Source organism: Leifsonia sp. GW821-FHT13C09, from assembly GCF_058806435.1.
The window spans coordinates 257005-277483 of sequence record NZ_JBXAPS010000003.1; the positions used below are offsets into that span (position 1 = coordinate 257005).

Genomic DNA, 20479 nt, shown 5'->3' on the forward strand with positions numbered 1-20479 from the left:
CTCATGTCCGCACCGGTCGCCCTCCCCCGCATCGTCTTCCCGCCCGAGCTGCCCGTCAGCCAGAAGCGGGACGACATCGCGCGCGCCATCCGCGACAATCAGGTCGTGATCGTGGCCGGCGAGACCGGCTCGGGCAAGACCACGCAGCTGCCGAAGATCTGCCTGGAGCTCGGCCGGGAGAGCATCGGCCACACCCAACCCCGGCGGCTCGCGGCGCGCACGATCGCCGAACGCATCGCGGAGGAGCTGGGCCAGAGCGTCGGCGAGCTGGTCGGCTACCAGGTGCGCTTCACCGATCGCGTCTCGGCGGAGACCCGCATCAAGCTGATGACGGACGGCATCCTGCTCAACGAGATGCACCGCGACCGGCTGCTGCGCAAATACGACACGATCATCATCGACGAGGCGCACGAACGCAGCCTCAATATCGACTTCCTGCTCGGCTACCTCCGCGAGCTGCTGCCGAAGCGCCCCGACCTCAAGGTCATCATCACCTCCGCCACCATCGACCCGGAGAGCTTCGCCGCGCACTTCGCCGCGGCGGACGGCACGCCCGCGCCGATCGTGGAGGTCTCCGGCCGCACCTACCCGGTCGAGCTGCGGTACCGGCCGCTCGTCGCCGAGTCTCTGGAGGCCGACGAGGACGATCCGGATCCGGTGCCCGCCGTCGACCGCGACTACGTCCAGGGGATCAACGACGCCCTGGACGAGCTCGCCCGCGAGGCGCCCGGCGACGTGCTGGTCTTCCTCTCCGGCGAGAACGAGATCCGGGACGCCGCCGACGCGATCCGCGGCCGCAACCTCCCCGGCACCGAGGTGCTTCCGCTGTACGGGCGGCTGTCGTCGGCCGAGCAGCACCGCGTCTTCCAGCCGTCCACCATGCCGGGCGTCCGACGGCGGGTCGTGCTCGCCACCAACGTGGCCGAGACCAGCCTCACCGTGCCCGGTATCAAGTACGTCATCGACGCCGGAACGGCCCGCATCAGCCGCTACTCGACCCGCGCCAAGGTGCAGCGGCTTCCGATCGAGGCGATCTCGCAGGCGAGCGCCAACCAGCGCTCCGGGCGGTCGGGCCGTACCAGCGACGGCATCGCGATCCGGCTGTACTCGCAGGAGGACTTCGAGAAGCGGCCGGAGTTCACCGAGCCGGAGATCCTGCGCACCAACCTCGCGGCCGTCATCCTGCAGATGATCTCGCTCGGGCTCGGCGACATCGCGGCGTTCCCGTTCCTGACCCCGCCGGACTCGCGCGGCATCAAGGACGGCCTGGACCTGCTGGCCGAGCTGGGGGCGACGAGGACGTCCACGCGCTCCGGCGGCATCGAGCTCACCCGGGTCGGCAGCCAGCTCGCCCGGCTGCCCATCGACCCGCGGTTCGCCCGGATGGTCGTGGAGTCCAAGCGGCACAACACGTCGCGGGAGGTCATGGCGATCGTCGCCGGCCTCACCATCCAGGACGTCCGCGAGCGCCCGGTCGAGAAGCGCGGCAGCGCCGACGAGAAGCACGCCAGATTCATAGACCCGACCAGCGACTTCCTCACCCTGCTCAACCTCTGGAACTACCTGGAGGACCAGCAGCGCGAGCTGTCCTCCAGCGCGTTCCGGAGGCTCTGCAAGGCGGAGTACCTGAACTTCCTGCGGGTGCGCGAGTGGCAGGACGTGTACCGGCAGCTCCGTCAGCTCGCCCGGCCGCTGGAGCTCACCATCGGCGAGCCGTCGGTGAACCCGGACGGCATCCACCGCTCGCTGCTGGCCGGGCTGCTGTCGCACATCGGGCTCAAGGATGTGCGCGAGTCAGGCAACAAGGGCTCGGCCCGCGGCCAGCGGCAGTCCGAGTACCTCGGCGCGCGGCAGACCCGGTTCGTGATCTTCCCCGGCTCGGCGCTCGCCAAGAAGCAGCCGAACGCGATCATGTCCGCGGAGCTCGTGGAGACCTCCCGGCTGTTCGCGCGCATGAACGCGGCGATCGACCCGGCGTGGGCCGAGCCGATCGCGGGCGACCTGTGCAAGCGGCAGTACAGCGAGCCGCACTGGGAGAAGAACCAGGGCGCCGTCGTGGCCTACGAGCGGGTCACACTGTTCGGCGTCCCGATCATCCCGCGCCGCCGCGTGCAGTTCGCCCGGATCGACCCGGAGCTGTCGCGCGAGCTGTTCATCCGGCACGCGCTCGTAGACGGCGAGTGGGACTCACGGCAGGCGTTCGACCGGGCCAACCGCAAGCTGCTCGCCGAGCTGCGGGAGCTCGAGGAACGCACCCGCCGCCGCGACATCCTCAACGACGACGAGGCCGTGTTCGAGTTCTACGATGCGCGTATCCCCGCCGACGTGGTCTCCACCCGGTCGTTCGAGGGCTGGTGGAAGAAGGCCAGGAACGAGACGCCCGACCTCCTGACCATGACCCCGGAAGCGCTGCTCGAAGACGACGCGGCCGGGATCGACGAGGAGGCCTTCCCTCCGGTGTGGCGGCAGGGCGACCAGCGGCTCACCCTCCGCTACCGGTTCGAGCCGGGCGCGGAGGACGACGGCGTCACCGTCCAGGTCCCACTGCCGCTGCTGGCCGGGCTCGTGCCGGACGGCTTCGACTGGCAGGTGCCGGGCCTCCGCCAGGACCTCGTGACCGCGATGATCAAGTCGCTGCCGAAGGCGATCCGCCGCCACGTCGTGCCCGCCGCGGACTGGGCGAAGCGGCTGCTCGGCGAGCTCTCCAGTGCGGCCGGGATGGACGCGCATGACGGGCGCCGCCCCGCAGCCTCTCTTGCCGACACGCTCGCCGCCACCATCTCGCGGCAGACCGGCTCGCGGGTCACCGGAGCGGACTTCGATCTGGAACGCCTGCCCGCCCACCTGCGGCCGACGTTCCAGGTGATCGGCGAGCGCGGCCGCCCGCTCGCCAGCGGCAAAGACCTGATGGCGCTGCAGGAGCGGCTGCGCTCACGGGCCCGCGACTCGGTCGCCCGGGTCGCGGAGGCGCGCCAGCCGGACGCGATCGAGCGCTCCGGCCTCACCAGCTGGGACCTGGACGAGCTGCCTCGCCACCTCGACACCACGCAGAAGGGTCCGGGCGGCACGGTCAACACCATCCGCGCCTACCCCGCGCTGGTGGACGACGGCTCCAGTGTCAGCATCCGGCTGATGTCGACGCCGACCGAGCAGGCCCGCGCGCTGCCGGGCGGCGTCCGGAGACTGCTGCTGGCGAGTATCCCGTCGCCGGTCGCGTACGTGCAGCAGCATCTGACCGCCAACGAGAAGCTGACGCTGGCCGCGAGCCCCTACCCGAACACCAAGGCGCTCTTCGACGACTGCCTGCTCGCGGTGATCAACTCGGTGCTGTACCGGATGAAGCCGGACGGCCAGCTCTTCATGCGGGCCGAGTTCGAGGCGGTGCGGGACAGAGTGTCCGGCGTCGTCATGGACTCGATGTTCGAGACCGTCGCGCTCGTCACGCGCATCCTGACCGCGGCGCGCGCCGCCGAGAAGGCCATCAGCGGGACGACGTCGCTGACCTACCTGTCCTCGCTCAACGACGCGAAGGCACAGCTCGCCGGCCTGGTCTACCCCGGTTTCGTGTCGGCGACCGGGCTGGAGCAGCTGAAGCACCTCCCCCGCTACCTCAACGGCATCACGCAGCGCATGCAGGCGCTCCCGACGAACCCGGGCCGCGACCGGGCGTGGCAGACGCAGGTGGAGACCGCGACCGCGCTCTACACGGAGGCCGGCGGCCGCATCCCCCCGGCGCCGCACGCGCCGGAGAACCTGGTGCACGCGCGCTGGATGCTCGAAGAGTTCCGCGTCTCCCTCTTCGCCCAGTCCCTCGGCACCGCCGAGACCGTCTCCCTCCAACGCATCCGCAAAGTCCTCACCGCCTGACCCGCAGCCATCGCTTCCGGAGTTCTGCACGCAACACGCCGTGGAGAAGCGTGCACAACTCCGGAATGGATGGCTGCGGCGGGTCAGACGGGGAGGTGGAAGCCGCCGTTGGAGTGGAGGAGCTGGCCGGTGATCCAGCCGCCGGACGGGGAGAGCAGGAACGCGACGAGGTCGGCGCTGTCCTGCGGACGGCCGAGGCGGCCGAGGGCGGTCTCGGCGGCGAGGGTCTCCGCGAGGCCGGGCGTCATCCAGCCGGTGTCGATCGGGCCCGGGTTGATCAGGTTCGCGGTGATGCCGAGGTGGGCCAGCTCCACGGCGGCCGCGATCACGATCCGGTCGAGGGCGCCCTTGCTGGCGCCGTACGGGAGGTTGTGCGCGGTGTGGTCGCTGGTCAGGGCGACGATGCGGCCGAGCGCCGGGCCGCCGGGCTCGGCGGGCGCCTCGAACTGCTCGGCGAACGCCTTGATCAGCAGCCAGGTGCCGCGGGTGTTGACCGCGAAGTGCCGGTCGAACGCCTCCACGCTGGTGTCCAGGATGCCGCTGTCGACGCTGTGCGCGTGGCTGGCGACCACGGCGCGGACCGGCCCGAGGCCGGCGCGGACGCGCTCGATGGCCCGCGCGGGCGCCTCCGGGTGGGCGAGGTCGACCGCGACCGGGAGCGCCCGGGCGCCGAAGGCGCGCAGCTCGTCCGCGAAGGCGTCATGGCCGCGCCCCTCGGCGCCCCACGGCATCGCCGCGTCGTAGTCGTCCCAGAAGGCGAACGCGACGTCCCAGCCCAGCGACGCCAGGGTGCGGGCGATCGCCGCCCCGATCGAGTTCGGCCGCGACGCGCCGGTGACGAAGACGACGGGACGGGAGGAGCGGGCGTCGTTGTCCATCCGACGATTGTGTCAGACGGTCACGACGCCCGCTCCCGGCATGCGGTCCGGCGGGCTACAGCACCTTCGACAGGAACGCCTGCGTGCGCTGGTGCTGCGGGTTGGCCAGCACCTCGCGCGGGTCGCCGGACTCCACCACGACGCCGCCGTCCATGAAGACCAGCTCGTCCGCGACCTCGCGCGCGAAGCCCATCTCGTGCGTCACGACGACCATCGTCATGCCGGAGGCCGCCAGGCCCTTCATGACGTCGAGCACCTCGCCGACCAGCTCCGGGTCGAGCGCCGAGGTGGGCTCGTCGAAGAGCATCAGCTTCGGGTCCATCGCCAGCGCGCGGGCGATCGCCACGCGCTGCTGCTGGCCGCCGGAGAGCTGCGACGGATAGTGGTCACCCTTGTCCGCCAGGCCGACGCGGGCGAGCAGTTCGTTCGCCCGCTCCACCGCGCGCGCCTTCGGCAGGCCTTTGACCCGGATCGGCGCCTCGATGATGTTCTCGAGGGCCGTCATGTGCGGGAACAGGTTGAAGCGCTGGAACACCATGCCGATCTCGCGGCGCTGGCGGGAGGCCTCCTTCGGCTTCAGCTCGTAGAGCTTGTCGCCGTGCTGACGGTAGCCGACCACCTGGCCGTCGACCGACAACCTACCGGCGTCCACGCGCTCCAGGTGGTTGATGCAGCGCAGGAAGGTGGACTTGCCCGAGCCGGACGGCCCGATGATGCACAGCACCTCGCCCGGACGGACGGAGAGCGAGATGGACTTGAGCACCTCGTTGGAGCCGAAGCTCTTGGAGACGCCCTCGGCCAGGACCATCGGCGTGACCCCGGCTCGTGCGTTCAGGTCCTGTGTCGTCGCGTCGGTCATCCCTTGCCTCCCAGGTCGTTGCCGTCGGGCGCGCCGGCGGCGGGCAGGGCGCCCGTGGCGAGCGCACCCTCCTTGTTGTCGGGCCGGCGCATGTTCACGCCGCGCGAGAACCGCTTCTCGAGGAAGTACTGCCCGATCATCAGGATCGAGGTGAACAGCAGGTACCACAGCGAGGCGACGATCAGCAGCGGGATCGGCGTGTAGGTGACCGCCGAGATGTCGCGGGCGACACCGTAGAGGTCGGTGGTGAGCGGGATCGCCGCGACCAGCGAGGTGGTCTTCAGCATCGAGATGACCTCGTTGCCGGTCGGCGGGATGATCACGCGCATGGCCTGCGGGATGACGATGCGCGTCATCGTCTGCCACCACGACATGCCGAGGGCCGTCGCGGCCTCCTCCTGACCGCTGTCGACCGAGAGGAGTCCGGCGCGCACGATCTCCGCCATGTACGCCGCCTCGTTGAGCGCCAGGCCGACGATCGCGATGATGAACGCGTTCTGCATGAAGCCGAGGTCGAGCGTCACGCCGAAGTGCGTCCACGGCACACCGAGGAAGACGTGCGGGTAGATCAGCGAGAACAGGCCCCAGAAGACGAGCTGCACGTACACCGGGGTGCCGCGGAAGACCCAGAGGTAGAGCCAAGCGACCGATTTGACGACGGGGTTCGGCGACAGCCGCATCACGGCCAGCACCAGGCCCAGGACGACGCCGATGATCATCGAGTAGATCGTGAGCTGAAGGGTCACGAGCGCAGCAGCACTGATGCGCCGGTCGAAGACGTACTTGCCGACGTACTGCCAGCCGTACGCTGAACGCTGCGAAGCGTCGATGACGAACCAGGCGAACACCAGGATGAGCACGACCGCGAACACGATCCGCCACGGGTGGCGGAGCTTGATCGCCTTGATCGGCTCGGACGGCGGGGCGCCGGCCGGCGACGGGGCTGCCCCCGTCGCCGGACCGGCCGGAATGCCCTGCGACATCAGGTCAGCCCTTCGCGGCTGCGTTGAGGTCGGCCTTGGTCACGCCGCCGTCGGCGACGCCCCACTTGTCGAGGATCTTCTTGTAGGTGCCGTCGTCGATCAGCGCCTGGATGGTCTTCTGCAGCACCGGCGTCAGGTCGGAGTTCTTGGCGACCGGGATGCCGTAGGGCGCGACGTCGAAGGTCTTGCCTGCGGCCTGGAGCTTGCCGTTCGACTTGGAGACCGCGTACAGCGTGACGGGCGAGTCGGCGCTGAGGGCGTCGGCCTTGCCGAGGATGACCGCGTTGGTCGCGTCGTCCTGGTTGTCGTAGCGGAGTGCCTGGATCGCGGGCTTGCCCTTGTCGGTGCAGGCCTTCGACTTGGCGGGGACCTCGTCGGTGTCCTCGAAGGTGGTCGACTGGACGGCGACCTTCATGCCGCAGGCGTTGTCGGGGTCGACGTTCTTGCCCTTGGCGGACGCCCAGAGGATGCCGGCGTTGTAGTAGTTGACGAAGTCGACCTGCTTCTCGCGCTCGACGGTGTCGGTGAACGAGGACATCCCGAAGTCGTCCTTGCCTCCGGTGATGCTGGGGATGATGTTGTCGAACTTGGCGATCGCGTAGTTGATCTTGACGCCGAGCTTCTGGCCGATGGCGTTGGTGAAGTCGACCTCCCAGCCGGCGGGGTTGCCGTTGTCGTCCTTGTACTCGTTGGGCGGGTACGTGTCGTCCATGCCGACGGTGAGAACGCCCGCCGACTTGATCTTCGACGGGAGGCTGTTGGCGAGGCTGTCGTCCTTCTTCACGTCGAACGCGGCGCTCGACGCTGAGCCGCTCGACGAGGGGGTGGTGTTGTCGACACAGCCGGACAGCGCGAGCGCGGCCACGGCGGCGAGGGCGGCCACGGGGGCCACGGAACGGATGCGCATGATGGTAGTTGTCCTTCTTCCTGGTGCAGGGGTGTGCAGGAGGGGTAAGGGGAGAATACCCTAGGCCCCAGGCGTTATACGCATACTAAATCGCGCGCGAAACGCTAGTTTTCCTGCAAGTTTCGCAGAGATTTCGTGTTTCTTTGCGCGGATTCCGTTGTCTGAGACCATCCGTGACACCGAATGCGCGCGACCCGCCCGGCCGCGCTAGGGTCGGGTCGTGATCCAACCGCAATCCGGCCTCGCCGCGACGGCTCGCGTGGTCGTCACCCGCCCCGACGATCCGCTCGCCGCGCCGCTGGTGGAGGAGCTCTCCCGCGAGTACGACGAGCGCTACGGACTCAACGACGGCATCCCCTCCTCGGCGGAGCTGTCCCGCTACCCCGCCGAGCGCTTCACGGCCGAGGAGGGCGGCACGTTCCTGCTGCTCGTGGACGAGGACGGCACCCCGGTCGCGGGCGGCGCGTTCATGCGCGAGGACGACGACACGGTGGAGGTCAAGCGGGTCTGGACCCACTCCGGGTTCCGCCGGCAGGGCCTCGCCCGCCGGGTGATGGGCGAGCTGGAGGCGGAGGCGGCCCGACGCGGCGTCCGCACGATCGTGCTGACCACGGGAGCACGGCAGCCAGAGGCGGTCGCCCTCTATATCTCGCTCGGCTACTCGCCGCTGTTCGATCTCGACGGCGACTGGGAAGCGGTCTCGTACCTCGGCTTCCGCAAGGACCTGTAGCGCCTCGCGCCCGCGCGATTCGTCACGAATGTCGCGAAACGCGACCCCATTCGCGCGATTCGGCGCGAATGTGACGAACCGCGGGTAGCGCGATTCGGCACGAATGTGAGGAATGGCGGAGCCATTCATGACATTCGGTACGAAGGTGGGAAGAGGCGACAGCATTCGCGACATTCGGCACGAATGTGCGGAATGACGACGCCATTCGCGGCATTCGGCACGAATGTGGGGAATCGCGCGGCGCGCGATTCGTGACGAATGTGGGGAATGGCGACGGTATTCGCGGCATTCGGCACGAATGTCGGCGGCGTCAGCCGAGGAGGAGGTGGGTGGTCTCCGCGACGAGGGCGGCTGCGGGAGCCGCGTCAGCGGCGAGCGCGGCGGCGAGCGCTTCCGCGAGCGGCCGCGTGCCCGCGCCGGTGGGCGCCGCGTCGAGAACGCCGAGCAGGTCGGCGGCGTGCAGCGCCTCGATCGCCAGCACCTCGCCGGTCAGCGCGAGCGAGCGTTGCAGGAGGCGGAGCGCCAGCGGCGCGTAGGTGGCATGGTCCTCCACGCCCGACAATGTCGAGCTGCCGAGTGTGGCCGGCGCGGCGAGTTGGCGCACCTCGGCGACGGCGTCGGCCGCTGCGTAGAGCAGGAGGCCGGGGACGCGGGTGCGGCCGTCCCGGCGTGCCGGGGCGAGCGCGAGTGAGAGTGCCGCGCTGCGGCGTTCGGAGGCCTCCGCGACGTGCGCCAGCGCCAGCCGCAGGTTCTCCAGCGCGAGCGCCAGCGGGAGCGCCTGGAAGTTGCCGCCGGAGACGAGGCGTCCGCTCGGGAGGTCGACCACCGGGTTCTCCGCGCGCGCGCCGAGCTCGACCTCCAGCTCGGAGCGGAGCCGGGCGACGGCCTCCCGCAGCGCGCCGTGGAGCTGCGGCGCCGTGCGGAAGGCGAGCGGGTCCTGCACGCTGACGGGGCGGTCGGCGGCCTCCAGGGCGCTCCCGGCCAGCGCGGCGCGGATCGCGTGCGCCGACGCGCGCTGGCCCTCGCCTCCGCGCGCCTCGGCCACGGCCTCCGCGTACGGGCTCAGGTTGCCCGCGGGTCCGTGGGAGGCGACCGCCTCCAGTGACAGCGCGACGACCAGGTCGGCCGCCTCCGCGAGCTGCCGGGCGGCGACCGCCGCGAGCGAGCCGACGCCCACGCTCAGCGCGTTGGCGCTCAGGGCCGCGAGCGCCTCATGCGGTGCCAGCTCGATCGGAGCCAGGCCCGCGGCCTCGAGCGCCAACGCGGCCGGCACCTCCGCGCCGTCGCGCAGCACCGTCCCGGTCCCCGTGACGACCGCGGCCACCTCGGCCAGCGCGGTCAGGTCGGCCGCTCCTACTGAGCCGCGCGACGGGATGCGCGGCGTCACGCCCGCGTTCAAGAGCGCCGCGTACGCGTCCGCGAGCTCGGGTCGCACGCCCGCTCCCCCCCGCGTGAAGCCGGCCAGCCGGGCGGTGACGACCGCGCGAGCCTCCGACTCGGTGAGCGGTTCGCCGATCCCGCCGCGGTGGTTCGCGATGGTGCGGTGCTGGAACGCGAGCAGCTCGTCGGCCTCGACCGCGTCGTCCCGACCAGCGCCGAGCCGGCGGTTCAGGCCGTAGACCGGCTCTCCCGCCTCGATCGCGCGGTCGACCACGGCACGGGAGGCGGCGATGGTCGCCCGCGCGTCGGTGTCGAGCTCGACCGGGGCGCCCTCCGCGACCGCGACGATGTCGGAGACCGACGGCGCCTGCGCGCCGAACCGGACGGTGCGCATGTCAGAAGTCGGCCAGGTTCTGCCGCAGGCCGCGATCCCCCAGCTCGGTGCGCAGCAGACCCCGCCGCCGCAGCGCGGGCACCAGCGGGTCGAGGGTGCGGTGGACGTTCGCCGGATGCACCTGCCCGGTGAACAGGAACCCGTCGCCGCCGACGGCCTCCCCGAGCTCGCCCAGGTGGTCCGCGACCTCGTCGGCCGTGCCGATGATCGCCAGGCCGTCCTTCTTCGCGCGGGTCTGCAGGATCTCGCGCAGCGTCGACCCCGCGGGCGCGGAGGAGACGAAGTTGTCGAGCGTGCCGCGGTTGCTGTTGGTGGTGACCTCCGGCAGCGGGGCGTCGAGGTCGAAGGTCTTGAAGTCGACGCCGGTCAGGTAGCTGATCGACTGCAGCTGCTCGTCGATCGCGGCCTGCGTCAGCTCGGCGCGCGCCGCCCGGACGCTCGCGGTCTCCTCGGCGTTCGCGGTCACGATCGGCTGGACGACGAACAGCACTTTGACGGCGTCGGCCGCCCGGCCGTGCTGCACGGCGACCTCGCGGATGCTGTCCCGGTACTCCCGCATCCGCTCGGGGGTGGAGGCCAGAGCCAGCACCACGTCCGAGTTCTTCCCGGCGAAGTCGCGGCCGCGGCCCGAGGCGCCCGCCTGGACCATCACCGGATCCTCGGCCGCGGGAGCGGTGTTGAGCGGACCGCGGACGCGGAAGAAGCGGCCCTCGTGGTCGATCGTGTGCACCTTGCGGTAGTCGGCGAAGACGCCGCCCGCGACGTCCTCCACGATCGCGTCGGGCTCCCAGCTCCGCCAGAGCTTGCGGACGACCTCCACCCACTCGTCGGCGCGGTCGTAGCGGAGGTCGTGCTCCACCTGCTTGTCGAGGCCGTAGTTCTGCGCGGCGAGGTCGGAGCCGCTGGTCACGACGTTGAAGCCGAGCCGGCCGCCGGCGAAGTGCTGCAGCGTACTCAGCAGGCGGGCGGCTGTGAACGGCTCGTAGAAGCTCGCGCTCAGGGTCGGCACGACGCCGAGCCGGGAGGTCGCGCCGAGCAGGTACGGCACCAGCGGCAGCGGGTCGTGCTTGGGGACGAACCGCGCGGCGGCGAGGTTCACCTCGGCCGAGCCGCCGTAGGTGTCGGGCACGGCGACGCCGTCCTCGATGATGAAGAGGTCGAAGCCGGCGCCCTCGAAGGCGCGGGCGGCGTCCTGGTAGATCGGCGGCTGCTTCCAGTCGTAGCCGACGCCGTAGGTCGGGTCGCCCCAGCCCTGCACGCCGAAACCCGCGCCGAGGAACCAGCCGAAGTGGAGGAGTGCCATGCGTTCCCTGCTGTCCGTGACCGGAGGTCCGGCCGTCGTGTGTCGTGTCGTCGCTGCGGCGGCGTCGGGTCAGTCGACGCCGACGCCCGCGGCGGTGAGCCAGTCCGCGTCGTACGCCTTGGTCAGGTAGTTGGTGCCGCCGTCCGGCGCGATCGCGACGATGACCGACCCGGGCCGGGCCTCCCTCGCCACCCGGAGGGCCGCCGCGACGGCCAGCGCCGAGGACGGTCCGAGCAGCAGCGCCTCTTCGGCGGCGAGCCGGCGAAGCGTGCGGTAGACCACACCATCCTCGATCGTGTGCACCTCGTCCACCACCCCCGGGTCGAAGGTCTGCGGCCAGAACTCGCGCGGCCACGCGGTCCCGACGCCGTCGACCAGGATGCGGCCCGCCGCGCCGCCGTCGTAGGTCGAGCCGGCAGGGTTGGCGCCGTGCACTTCGACGGCGCCGCCGCTGACCTCCTTGAGGTAGCGTCCGGTGCCGCTGACAGTGCCGCCGGTGCCGATGGACGCGACGAAGTGGGTGACCCGGCCTGCGGTCTGCCGCCAGATCTCCGGGCCGGTGCCGCGGTAGTGGGCTTCAGGGTTGGCGGTGTTCGCGAACTGGGCCGGGCGCCAGGAGCCCGGGGTCTCGGCGGCGATCCGGTCGGCGAGCGCGCGGGGATTGCCGGGGTCGTCCGGACCCGCCTCCCAGTCGGCCTCCACCAGGCGGGCGCCGTAGGCGGCGAGCACCTTGCGCTTCTCGTCGGAGATGTCGGAGGCGTGAACGATGACGACCGGGTGGCCGGTGAGCCGGCCGATCAGGGCCAGGCCGATGCCCGTGTTGCCGCTGGTGGCCTCCACGATGGTGCCGCCAGGGGCGAGCATTCCCGCGGCCTCCGCGGTGCGGATCATGTTGAGCGCGATGCGGTCCTTCGACGAGCCGCCGGGGTTGCGGCCCTCCAGCTTGACCAGGACCCGCACATCGAGCCCGGACGGGAGCGAGTGCAGTTCGACGATCGGGGTGTTGCCGATGAGCGCCGCCGCCGAGTCGCACACCTCGCCCAGCGGGAGGTTCCCGGGGGCGGAGGCGGGGATGAGATCGAGCGCGGTCATGGAGGAACGATAGGCCCGTGCGCCGGGAAGCGCACGGGCTGTGTCCACGTGTTACGCGGCGCCCACCGCGACCGGCCGGCCCGGGTCGTTGGACCAGGCGGAGAACGAGCCGGGGTAGAGCGCCGGCATCGGCAGGCCGGCCGCCTCCATCGCGAGCGCGGCGTGCGCGGCGGTCACGCCGGAGCCGCAGTAGACGCCCGTCGGGGTGTCCGCGGTCACGCCAAGCTCGGCGAACCGGGCCGCGAGCCGCTCGGGGCTCAGCATCCGGCCGTCCGGCCCGATGGTGTCGGCGGTCGGCGCGCTCACGGCGCCGGGGATGTGCCCGGCGCGCGGATCGACCGGCTCGACCTCGCCGCGGAACCGCTCGCCGGCTCGCGCGTCGAGGAGCACACCGCTCGCCGGGAGCGCCGCCGCGGCGTCCGCGTCGAGCGTCGGGAGCGAGCCGTAGGCGAGTTCGACGGTCCCGGGTATGGGAGCAGAGCTCGTCGTGTCGAGACCGCCACCGAACGCGACCCACGCGGCCAGGCCGCCATCGAGCACGCGGACGTCCTCGAACCCGGAGTAGCGCAGCAGCCACCAGAGCCGGGCCGCCGAGGTGCCGGAGACGTCATCGTAGACGACCACGCTGTCCCCGTCGTTCAGCCCCCAGCGTCGCGCGGACGCCTGGAACGCTTCGATGTCGGGAAGCGGGTGCCTGCCGTCCGTCGGCGCGCCGTGGCCGGCCAGCTCGGTGTCCAGGTCAACGTATACCGCGCCGGGAATGTGTCCCTTCGCGAACTCCTCGGCTCCGGGAGGGCCACCGAGCTTCCAGCGCACATCGAGTACCCGCAACGTCGACCGCCGCCGGCCGGCGCCGCTCCACAGGGACTCGGTCCCGGAAGCGGCGTCGAGCGCGGCGGCCGTTATCAGCGGAGAGTTCCGCATCAGCGGAGATTTCCGCATCGCCATGTCAGTGACCGCTCGATGCCTTCGCGTTCGACTCGTACGAGGTGTTGGTCGACTCGAAGAAGTTGACCAGCTCGAGCGTGTCGTTGGCGGTCGCCATCCACTTGGCAGGGTTGGAGACCTTGTACTCGGCCTCGAAGCCCAGCTCCTCCAGGCGGCGGTCGGCCAGGTAGCGGACGTACTGGTTGATGTAGTTGGCGTTGAGGCCGAGGATGCCGCCCGGCAGGAGGTCGCGGTTGTACTGCTCCTCCATCTCCACGGCGTCCAGGATCATCTGGCGGATCTCGTTCGCGAACTCCGGCGTCTGCAGGTCGGGGTTCTCCTCCAGCACCGTCAGGATGAGGTTGATGCCGAACTTGAGGTGCAGCGACTCGTCACGCACCACCCAGTCGATCAGCGAGCCGAAGTTGCGCAGCAGGTTCCGCTGGCGGAACGACAGCGCCACCATGAAGCCCGAGTAGAACCAGATGCCCTCGAGGATCACGTTGTACGCGACGAGGTTGCGGATGAAGTCCTGCTTGCCCTCGGTCGTCGTGATGTCGAGCGTCTGCTCGGTCATCCGCTTGATGAAGCCGACCTCGAACTCCTCCTTGCGCGCCATGGACGGGATGTCGACGTGCGAGTTGTAGGCCTGCTCGCGGTCGATCGGGAACGTCTCCAGGACGTACTCGAACGACATGCAGTGGTTGGCCTCCTCCCACATCTGCTTGGCGAGGTAGAGGTGCGCCTCGGCCGCGTTGATGTAGGGGTAGACGCCGAAGGCCAGCGCCTTGTTCACCAGGAGCTCGTTCGGGTTGAAGTAGCTCATCAGGAAGGTGACCGCGTGACGCTCCTCGTCGGTCATCCGCTTGAAGTCGGCGATGTCCTCGCCGAGCTGGATCTCGTTGGGGAACCAGGTGTTCGCGACGGCCTGGTCGTAGAGGTCCATCGCCCACTGGTACTTCACCGGCTTGAGGAGGAGGCCCTCCTCGATTCCCGTTCCCAGGATGCCCATGTGCTTCTCTCTTCTATCTGTGTCGCGGCTACGGGCTTACTGGCAGGACTCGCACTGCAGGTCGTCCATGGGGTCGACGGGTACGTAGTACTCCTCGATCTTGGTGCTGTTCATTACTTGTCACCCCCAGCGGTGCTGTTGGAGGTCAGGCCGCCGAAACCGAATCCGCGGCGGGCGGGGGCGGCGGCGGGAGCGGTCTCGGTGACGGCGGGAGCCGCGGCCGGAGCCCCGGCGCCCACCGTGGCGAAGCCGCTGCGGCCGCCCGAGATCTCCTCGGCCTTGTTGACCTTGACGGTCGACTGCTCGGCCTGGTGACGCGGCTTCATGTGCAGGTAGTAGGTCGTCTTGACGCCCTTCTCCCACGCGGCGTAGTAGATGTCCATCATGTCGCCGAGGTCGCGCGTCTCGAGGTACATGTTGCGGCTGATCGCCTGGTCGATCCACTTCTGGGCGCGGGCCGCGACCTCGATGAAGGCGTACGGCGAGAGCTGGAAGCTGGTCTTGAACGTGGCCTTCACCTCGTCCGGGATCGCCGCGATGCCCTGGATGTCGCCCTGCGAGCGCAGGATCGCCTCGCGGACGTCCTGCCAGATGCCCCGCTCCTGCAGCGTCTCGACCAGGTTGCGGTTGACCTCGAGGAACTTGCCCGAGGAGGTCGACCGGCTGAAGATCTGCGAGAACTGCGGGTCGAAGCCGGGAGTGGTGCCGGCGACGAGGCCGATGGAGGCCGTGGGCGCGATGGCCATCAGGGTGGCGTTGCGCATGCCGCCCTTGACCTTCTCGCGCAGGCGGTCCCAGTCGAGGCGGATGGTGCGGTCGACCGTGATCGGGACGCCGCGGTCGGCCTCCGTCAGCGCGATCGAGTCGTAGGGCACCAGGCCCTTCGACCAGCGCGAGCCCTCGAAGTTCGGGTACGCGCCGCGCTCGCGGGCGAGGTCGGCGCTCTCGTCGATCGCCGCGTAGGAGACGTGCTCCATGATCTCGTCGATCAGGGCGTAGGCCTCTTCGCTCTCGTAGCTGAAGCCGAGGCGCTCGACGATGTCGGTGAAGCCCATCACGCCGAGGCCGATCGCGCGGTTCTGCTGGTTGGAGAAGTCGGCCTCGTCGACGCTGGAGACGGTGATGTCGATCAGGTTGTCGAGCTGGCGGACGGCCTGGCGCGCGCTCGCCTCGATGCGCTCCCAGTCCATCTTGCCGTCGATCAGGTGACGCGACAGGTTGATGGAGGCCAGGTTGCAGACCGACACGTTGTCGCGGTCCTGCGGCAGCGTGATCTCGGTGCAGAGGTTGGAGAGGTGGATCGTGCCCGTGTTGTTGTTGAGGGCGCGGTTGTTGATGGTGTCCTTCCAGGTCAGCCACGGGTGGCTGGTGGTCTGGAGGCTCATCAGGATGTCCTTGAACTGCGACCGGGCGCTGATCTTCTTGAACATGCGCAGCTCGCCGGCCTCGGCCAGCGCGACGTACTCGGCGTAGCGCTGCGAGAACTCCTTGCCGTACAGCTCGTTGAGGTCGGCGACCTCCAGCGGGTCGAAGAGGTACCAGTCCTCGTCGTTCTGGACGCGCTTCATGAACTCGTCGCTGATCCACACGGCGGTGTTGGCGGTGCGGGTGCGGCGGTACGGGTCGCCCGAGTTCTGGCGGAGGTCCAGGAACTCCGGGAAGTCCATGTGCCAGTTCTCCATGTAGAAGCAGAGCGCCCCGAACTTCTTGCCGCCGCGGCTGACCGCGCGCAGCACCGAGTCGATCGTGTGCATGAACGGGATCGGGCCGGTGGAGGTGGTGTTGTTGGAGCGGATCGGCGAGCCCTGGGCGCGCAGCTTGGTGACAGAGAGGCCGATGCCGCCGGTGCCCTTGGTGAGCCACATCACGTCGCGGACGGACTTGGCGATGTGCTCGATGTCGTCCTGCATCTCCATGACGAAGCAGTTGGAGAGCTGCGGGTACGCGGTGCCGGCGTTGACGAGGGTGGAGCCCGCCGCCAGGTACTCCAGGCGCGACATCTTGTCGTAGAACGCGAGGGCGTGCGCGGTCGGGTCGGCCTCGTTGAGGGACAGGCCCATTGCGATGCGCATCCAGAAGTACTGCGGGACCTCGAGGGAGTCGCCGTTGCGGGCCTTGATGCCGTAGCGGTTGTTGAGGGTGACGACGCCGATGTACTTGAGCAGCTCGTCGCGCGAGGGGTCGAGGTGGGCGGCCAGGCGGTCCAGGTCGAAGAGGGTGGTGAAGCGGGAGTCGAGGAGGGTCTCAGCCACGCCGCGCTCGATGTAGCCGCGGAAGTGCGAGGTGTGCAGCTCGGTGAGCTCGTCGAGGGTCTCGTAGTCGCCGAGGACGCGCTTGTAGATCGTCTTGAGGAGGAGGCGTGCGGCGACGGTGTCGAACGCCGGGTCGTCCTTGACGTTCTGGAGGGCGACCTGGATGACCGCCTCGTCGAGCTGCTGGGTGGTGATCCCGTCGAACAGGGTCAGCTCCAGCTCGCTGGCGATCTGGGTGACCCAGGTGATGTTCTCGTCCAGACCGGCGGCGGCGTGCTCGATGGCCAGGTTGATCTTGTTGGCGTCGTACGGCTCGCGCTCGCCGTTCCGCTTCACAACAGTGATAGCCACTTTCTCTCCCTCTGTTTACCTCAACGGTGCCGCTCCGGTGAGCGGCGAAGTCCCTTGCTCCAGGCCGGCGGGACGCCCCGAAAGCTCCGTCCGGGAGCCCCGGGAGCCGATCGGACCCCCTGTCGCGTCCACCACTATATAGCCGGGTGCCGACATTTCCATGCCCCCATATCTAGTGGGCGTGTCATCCACAGGTGTGCAGAAGTTATGCACATTTCCACACCCCCCGAACAGGTTTCACGGCCCTTCCCTGACGGAGCCGGACCGATAGAGTGAGAAGACTGTGAGCAGCTACTCGAGCCTTCTGAAGACGCCCGGCGTCGCGCGCATCATCGCCGCGCAGCTGACCGCGCGCTTCCCGTTCGGGATGCTCTCGCTGGCGTTCCTGCTGCACATCGAGCGCATCCACCACTCCTACGGCGCGGCCGGGCTGGTGCTCGGCGCGATGAGCATCGGCCAGGCGATCGCCGGCCCGATGACCAGCCGCCTGATGGGCGTGCTCGGGATGCGCACGGTGCTGTGGACGACCCTCGCGCTCTGCTCGGCCGCCGTCGCAGCGATCGGCGTGTTCGTCATGCCCATCCCGCTCACGATGGCTGTCGCGTTCTTCGCGGGCCTCAGCATGCCGCCCATCCAGCCGGCCGTGCGGACGATCTACCCGAAGATGGTGAACTCGCGGCAGCTCACGCCGCTGTTCTCGCTCGACGCGTCCGCGCAGGAGATCATCTGGATCGCGGGCCCGGTCGCGATCACCTTCGTCTCCACCCAGATCGGCACCGTCGAGGGCATCCTGATGTCGGTGGCGATCATGCTGCTCGGCGGCGCCTGGTTCATCTCCTCCCCCGAGGTCGGCCGGGTGCGCATCCCGCGCAGCAAGCGCCGGTTCGGCGTGGTGCTGGCGCGGCCTCCCGTGCTGCTGGCGACCGTGGTCGGCTTCCTGCTGATCGGCTCCTGCGCGGCGGTGGAGGCCGGGGTCGTGGCGAACTTCGGCGAGGGCTCGCCGTTCGCCGGCATCGTGCTGGCGATCTGGTCGCTGGGCTCGCTGGTCGGCGGACTCGCGTTCGGGCACATCCCGATCGGGCCGTGGGCGACAGCGCGCCGGATGCTGATCGTGTTCGTCGGCGTCGTCATCTCCACGTTCATGCTGTGGTCGTGGTGGGGACTGTCGCTGACGCTCATCGTCGCCGGCCTCGGCATCGCCCCGGCCCTGGCTGTGCTGTTCGCGATCGTGTCGGCGAGCGTCAAGTTCTCGGACACGGCGGAGGCCTACGGCTGGGTCGGCACCGGGCAGCTCATCGGTGCGGCGCTGGGCTCCGCGCTCGCGGGCTTCCTGATCGACGCCCACGGCCCTGTCGGCGCATTCTGGGCCGCCGGCGCGTTCGCGTTCGTCGGCTTCCTGGTCCCCGCACTCGCGTGGCGGGTCCACCCCGACCTGCGCGGCCGCGACGCCTCCCCCATCCCCGACACCGAGCCCGTCCCCGTCCAGCCCTCCTAGCCGCCGAAACGTGACTAATCGCGGAAATCTTCCACAGCTTTTCCGCGTTTAGTCACGTCTCGGTCGCCGGCTGTGGAGAACGGGAGCGGGGATCGGGGAGGGTCCGGCAGGGTGGCGGGATGGGGAGACGGGCAGCGGAGTTAGGGCGGGATTTCCGTTCGGGCGCGTTCCGGACACGGGACGCCTTGGAGAAGGGCGTGTCGGCGGGACGGCTCCGGGCGAGCGACCTGCATACCCCGATCAGGGGCGTGCGGGTCACCGGCGGGGACGCGGGATTGGAGACGCGCTGCCGCGCCTTCCTGCTGCACCGGCAGGAGCGCGTCGCGTTCAGCCACACGACAGCGGCGGAGCTTTTGGGGGCGCCCCTCCCGGCGGCAGCCCGCGGAGACGACCGGCTCCATGTGAGCGTCCCCGCCGGCGGTCGCGCCGTGCAGGCGGCATCCGTCGTGGGCCACACGCTCTCCGCCTGGAGGACGATCTCTTTTCGCGGCCTGCCGCTGACCACTCCCGAGCAGACGTGGCTGGACCTGGCCGCCATCCTCGGTCGCGACGCGCTCGTCGCCGTCGGGGATTGGCTGCTGAGCTACCGACACCCGCTGACGACGGCCGAAGCGCTGGCGGAGATCGTGGGTGCCGCATCCGGGAGGCGGGGTATCGCGACCGCGCGGGCTGCGCTGCCGCTCGTCCGAACGAGGTCGGAGTCGGCCGCCGAGACGCGACTGCGGTTGATCCTTCTCGATGCGGGGCTCGCGGAGCCGTGGCTGAACTATTTGATCCACCGTCCCGATGGGAGCTTCCTCGCGCGCGTCGATATGGCTTACCCGTCAGAGCGCGTGATCCTCGAATACGAGGGTGACGGCCACCGTGTCGACAGAGAGGTCTGGTTCCGCGACATCCACCGGCGCGAGCATCTCGAGGACCTCGGCTGGCGCGTCGTCCGCGTCACGGCCGCGGACCTCCGCAACCCGCTCCCTCTCCTCACCCGCCTCTCCCACCTCCTGGCGACGAGACGTGAGTAATCGCGGAAATCCGACGACGGATTTCCGCGATTACTCACGTTTCACCAGCGCGGGTGCGTCGTGGCGCGGAAGGTGCGGTCGTAGAGGGCGCGGACGGCGTCGGCGAAGCCGGTGGGCAGGGCGACGTCGGCGGCGGCGGCGTTCGCGCGGGCCTGCTCGGGCGAGCGGGCGCCGGGGATGACGCTGCTCACGCCGTCCTGCGCGATGATCCAGGCAAGGGCCGCCTGCGCGGGCGTCGCGCCCTCCGGGGCGAGCGCCGCGAACTCGCGGGCCGCGCGCACGCCCTCCGCGTAGTCGACGCCGGAGAAGGTCTCCCCCACGTCGAACGCCTCGCCGTGGCGGTTGTAGCTGCGGTGGTCGTCGGGCGCGAACTCCGTGGACTCCGAGTAGCGGCCGCTCAGCAGCCCGGAGGCCAGCGGCACCCGCGCGATGATGCCGACCCCGGCCTCCCGCGCCGCCGGCAGCACCTCGTCGAGCGGCTTCAGCCGGAAGGCATTGAGGATGATCTGGACAGTCGCCGTCCCCGGGCGCGCGATGGCCTCCAGCGCCTCGGCGCAGGTCTCGACGCTGACGCCGTAGTTCGCAATGGCACCGTCCGCCACCAGGGTGTCGAGCGCGTCGTAGACGGCGGCGTTCGAGAACACCGGAGTGGGCGGGCAGTGCAGCTGGACGAGGTCGAGCGTGTCCATCCCGAGGTTCCGGCGGGAGCGGTCCGTCCACTCGCGGAATTTGGCAAGTGTGAAGTTCGCCGGGTCCTGCGCCTCCCGCCGGCCCATTTTGGTGGCGATGGTCAACGGGAGGTCCGGGCGGGCGGCGCGGTAACGGCCTATGAGCTGCTCGCTGCGGCCGTCGCCGTAGACGTCGGCGGTGTCGAAGAAGGTGACTCCGGCCTCTGTCGCCGCGTCGAGGACGGCGAGCGCGTCGGCCTCCGTCACGTCGCCCCAGTCGGCGCCGAGCTGCCAGGTGCCGAGACCGATGACCGACACGTCGCGTCCGGTCCGTCCGAGAGTGCGATTCTGCATGCGCCCAG

The 20479-nt window shown here is 70.1% G+C and carries 15 protein-coding genes; 4 read left to right on the plus strand and 11 right to left on the minus strand.

All coding sequences use genetic code 11. From position 1 onward, the window contains the following. The first annotated feature begins 3 nt into the window (after positions 1-3). Positions 4-3867 (plus strand): ATP-dependent RNA helicase HrpA, encoded by a 3864-nt coding sequence (hrpA, locus tag AC1ROW_RS12660; protein WP_493019259.1) that lies wholly within the window; start codon positions 4-6, stop codon positions 3865-3867. An 83-nt stretch (positions 3868-3950) separates the two neighbouring features. Here the strand turns inward: hrpA and AC1ROW_RS12665 are convergent, their stop codons facing one another. From AC1ROW_RS12665 to AC1ROW_RS12680, 4 genes are read right to left on the minus strand one after another with little or no spacing between them, the layout of a single operon-like run. Next, a complete protein-coding gene (locus tag AC1ROW_RS12665; RefSeq protein ID WP_493019260.1) occupies positions 3951-4745 on the minus strand; it encodes an SDR family oxidoreductase in 795 nt (264 codons plus the stop codon). Positions 4746-4800: 55 nt separating this feature from the next. Then, complete coding sequence (locus AC1ROW_RS12670) at positions 4801-5604, minus strand: amino acid ABC transporter ATP-binding protein (RefSeq protein WP_493019261.1); 804 nt, start codon at positions 5602-5604, stop codon at positions 4801-4803. Continuing rightward, positions 5601-6587, minus strand: a complete 987-nt coding sequence (locus AC1ROW_RS12675) for an amino acid ABC transporter permease (RefSeq protein WP_493019262.1) — start codon at positions 6585-6587, stop codon at positions 5601-5603. The genes AC1ROW_RS12670 and AC1ROW_RS12675 overlap by 4 nt, the downstream gene beginning before the upstream one ends. A gap of 4 nt (positions 6588-6591) precedes the next feature. After that, on the minus strand, positions 6592-7494 hold the full coding sequence (locus tag AC1ROW_RS12680; RefSeq protein ID WP_493019263.1) for an ABC transporter substrate-binding protein: 903 nt from the start codon (positions 7492-7494) through the stop codon (positions 6592-6594). Between the two features lie 220 nt (positions 7495-7714). On the opposite strand from AC1ROW_RS12680, the gene AC1ROW_RS12685 reads away from it, so the two are divergent. Then, positions 7715-8224 carry a GNAT family N-acetyltransferase gene (locus AC1ROW_RS12685; protein WP_493019264.1) on the plus strand — a complete coding sequence of 170 codons (510 nt, stop codon included), beginning with the start codon at positions 7715-7717 and terminating at the stop codon, positions 8222-8224. 310 nt (positions 8225-8534) lie between these two features. Here AC1ROW_RS12685 and AC1ROW_RS12690 read toward each other — a convergent pair whose 3' ends face one another. From AC1ROW_RS12690 to AC1ROW_RS12715, 6 genes are all read right to left on the minus strand, one after another. Next, positions 8535-9998, minus strand: a complete 1464-nt coding sequence (locus AC1ROW_RS12690; protein ID WP_493019265.1) for an aromatic amino acid lyase — start codon at positions 9996-9998, stop codon at positions 8535-8537. A 1-nt stretch (position 9999) separates the two neighbouring features. Then, on the minus strand, positions 10000-11301 hold the full coding sequence (locus tag AC1ROW_RS12695; RefSeq protein WP_493019266.1) for an NtaA/DmoA family FMN-dependent monooxygenase: 1302 nt from the start codon (positions 11299-11301) through the stop codon (positions 10000-10002). Positions 11302-11370: 69 nt separating this feature from the next. Next, positions 11371-12393 (minus strand): PLP-dependent cysteine synthase family protein, encoded by a 1023-nt coding sequence (locus AC1ROW_RS12700; protein ID WP_493019267.1) that lies wholly within the window; start codon positions 12391-12393, stop codon positions 11371-11373. 51 nt (positions 12394-12444) lie between these two features. Then, positions 12445-13317, minus strand: a complete 873-nt coding sequence (locus AC1ROW_RS12705) for a sulfurtransferase (RefSeq protein ID WP_493019268.1) — start codon at positions 13315-13317, stop codon at positions 12445-12447. A 25-nt stretch (positions 13318-13342) separates the two neighbouring features. Continuing rightward, the gene (locus AC1ROW_RS12710) at positions 13343-14332 is read right to left on the minus strand and encodes a ribonucleotide-diphosphate reductase subunit beta (RefSeq protein ID WP_345834361.1); all 990 of its coding nucleotides are present in this window, start codon (positions 14330-14332) and stop codon (positions 13343-13345) included. 113 nt (positions 14333-14445) lie between these two features. Continuing rightward, positions 14446-16935 carry a ribonucleoside-diphosphate reductase subunit alpha gene (locus AC1ROW_RS12715; RefSeq protein ID WP_493019269.1) on the minus strand — a complete coding sequence of 830 codons (2490 nt, stop codon included), beginning with the start codon at positions 16933-16935 and terminating at the stop codon, positions 14446-14448. 283 nt (positions 16936-17218) lie between these two features. On the opposite strand from AC1ROW_RS12715, the gene AC1ROW_RS12720 reads away from it, so the two are divergent. Next, a complete protein-coding gene (locus AC1ROW_RS12720; RefSeq protein ID WP_493019270.1) occupies positions 17219-18430 on the plus strand; it encodes an MFS transporter in 1212 nt (403 codons plus the stop codon). Between the two features lie 197 nt (positions 18431-18627). Continuing rightward, the gene (locus tag AC1ROW_RS12725) at positions 18628-19449 is read left to right on the plus strand and encodes an endonuclease domain-containing protein (protein WP_493019271.1); all 822 of its coding nucleotides are present in this window, start codon (positions 18628-18630) and stop codon (positions 19447-19449) included. Between the two features lie 41 nt (positions 19450-19490). On the opposite strand, the gene AC1ROW_RS12730 is transcribed toward AC1ROW_RS12725, so the two are convergent. Next, a complete protein-coding gene (locus AC1ROW_RS12730) occupies positions 19491-20471 on the minus strand; it encodes an aldo/keto reductase (RefSeq protein WP_493019272.1) in 981 nt (326 codons plus the stop codon). Positions 20472-20479: the final 8 nt, after the last annotated feature.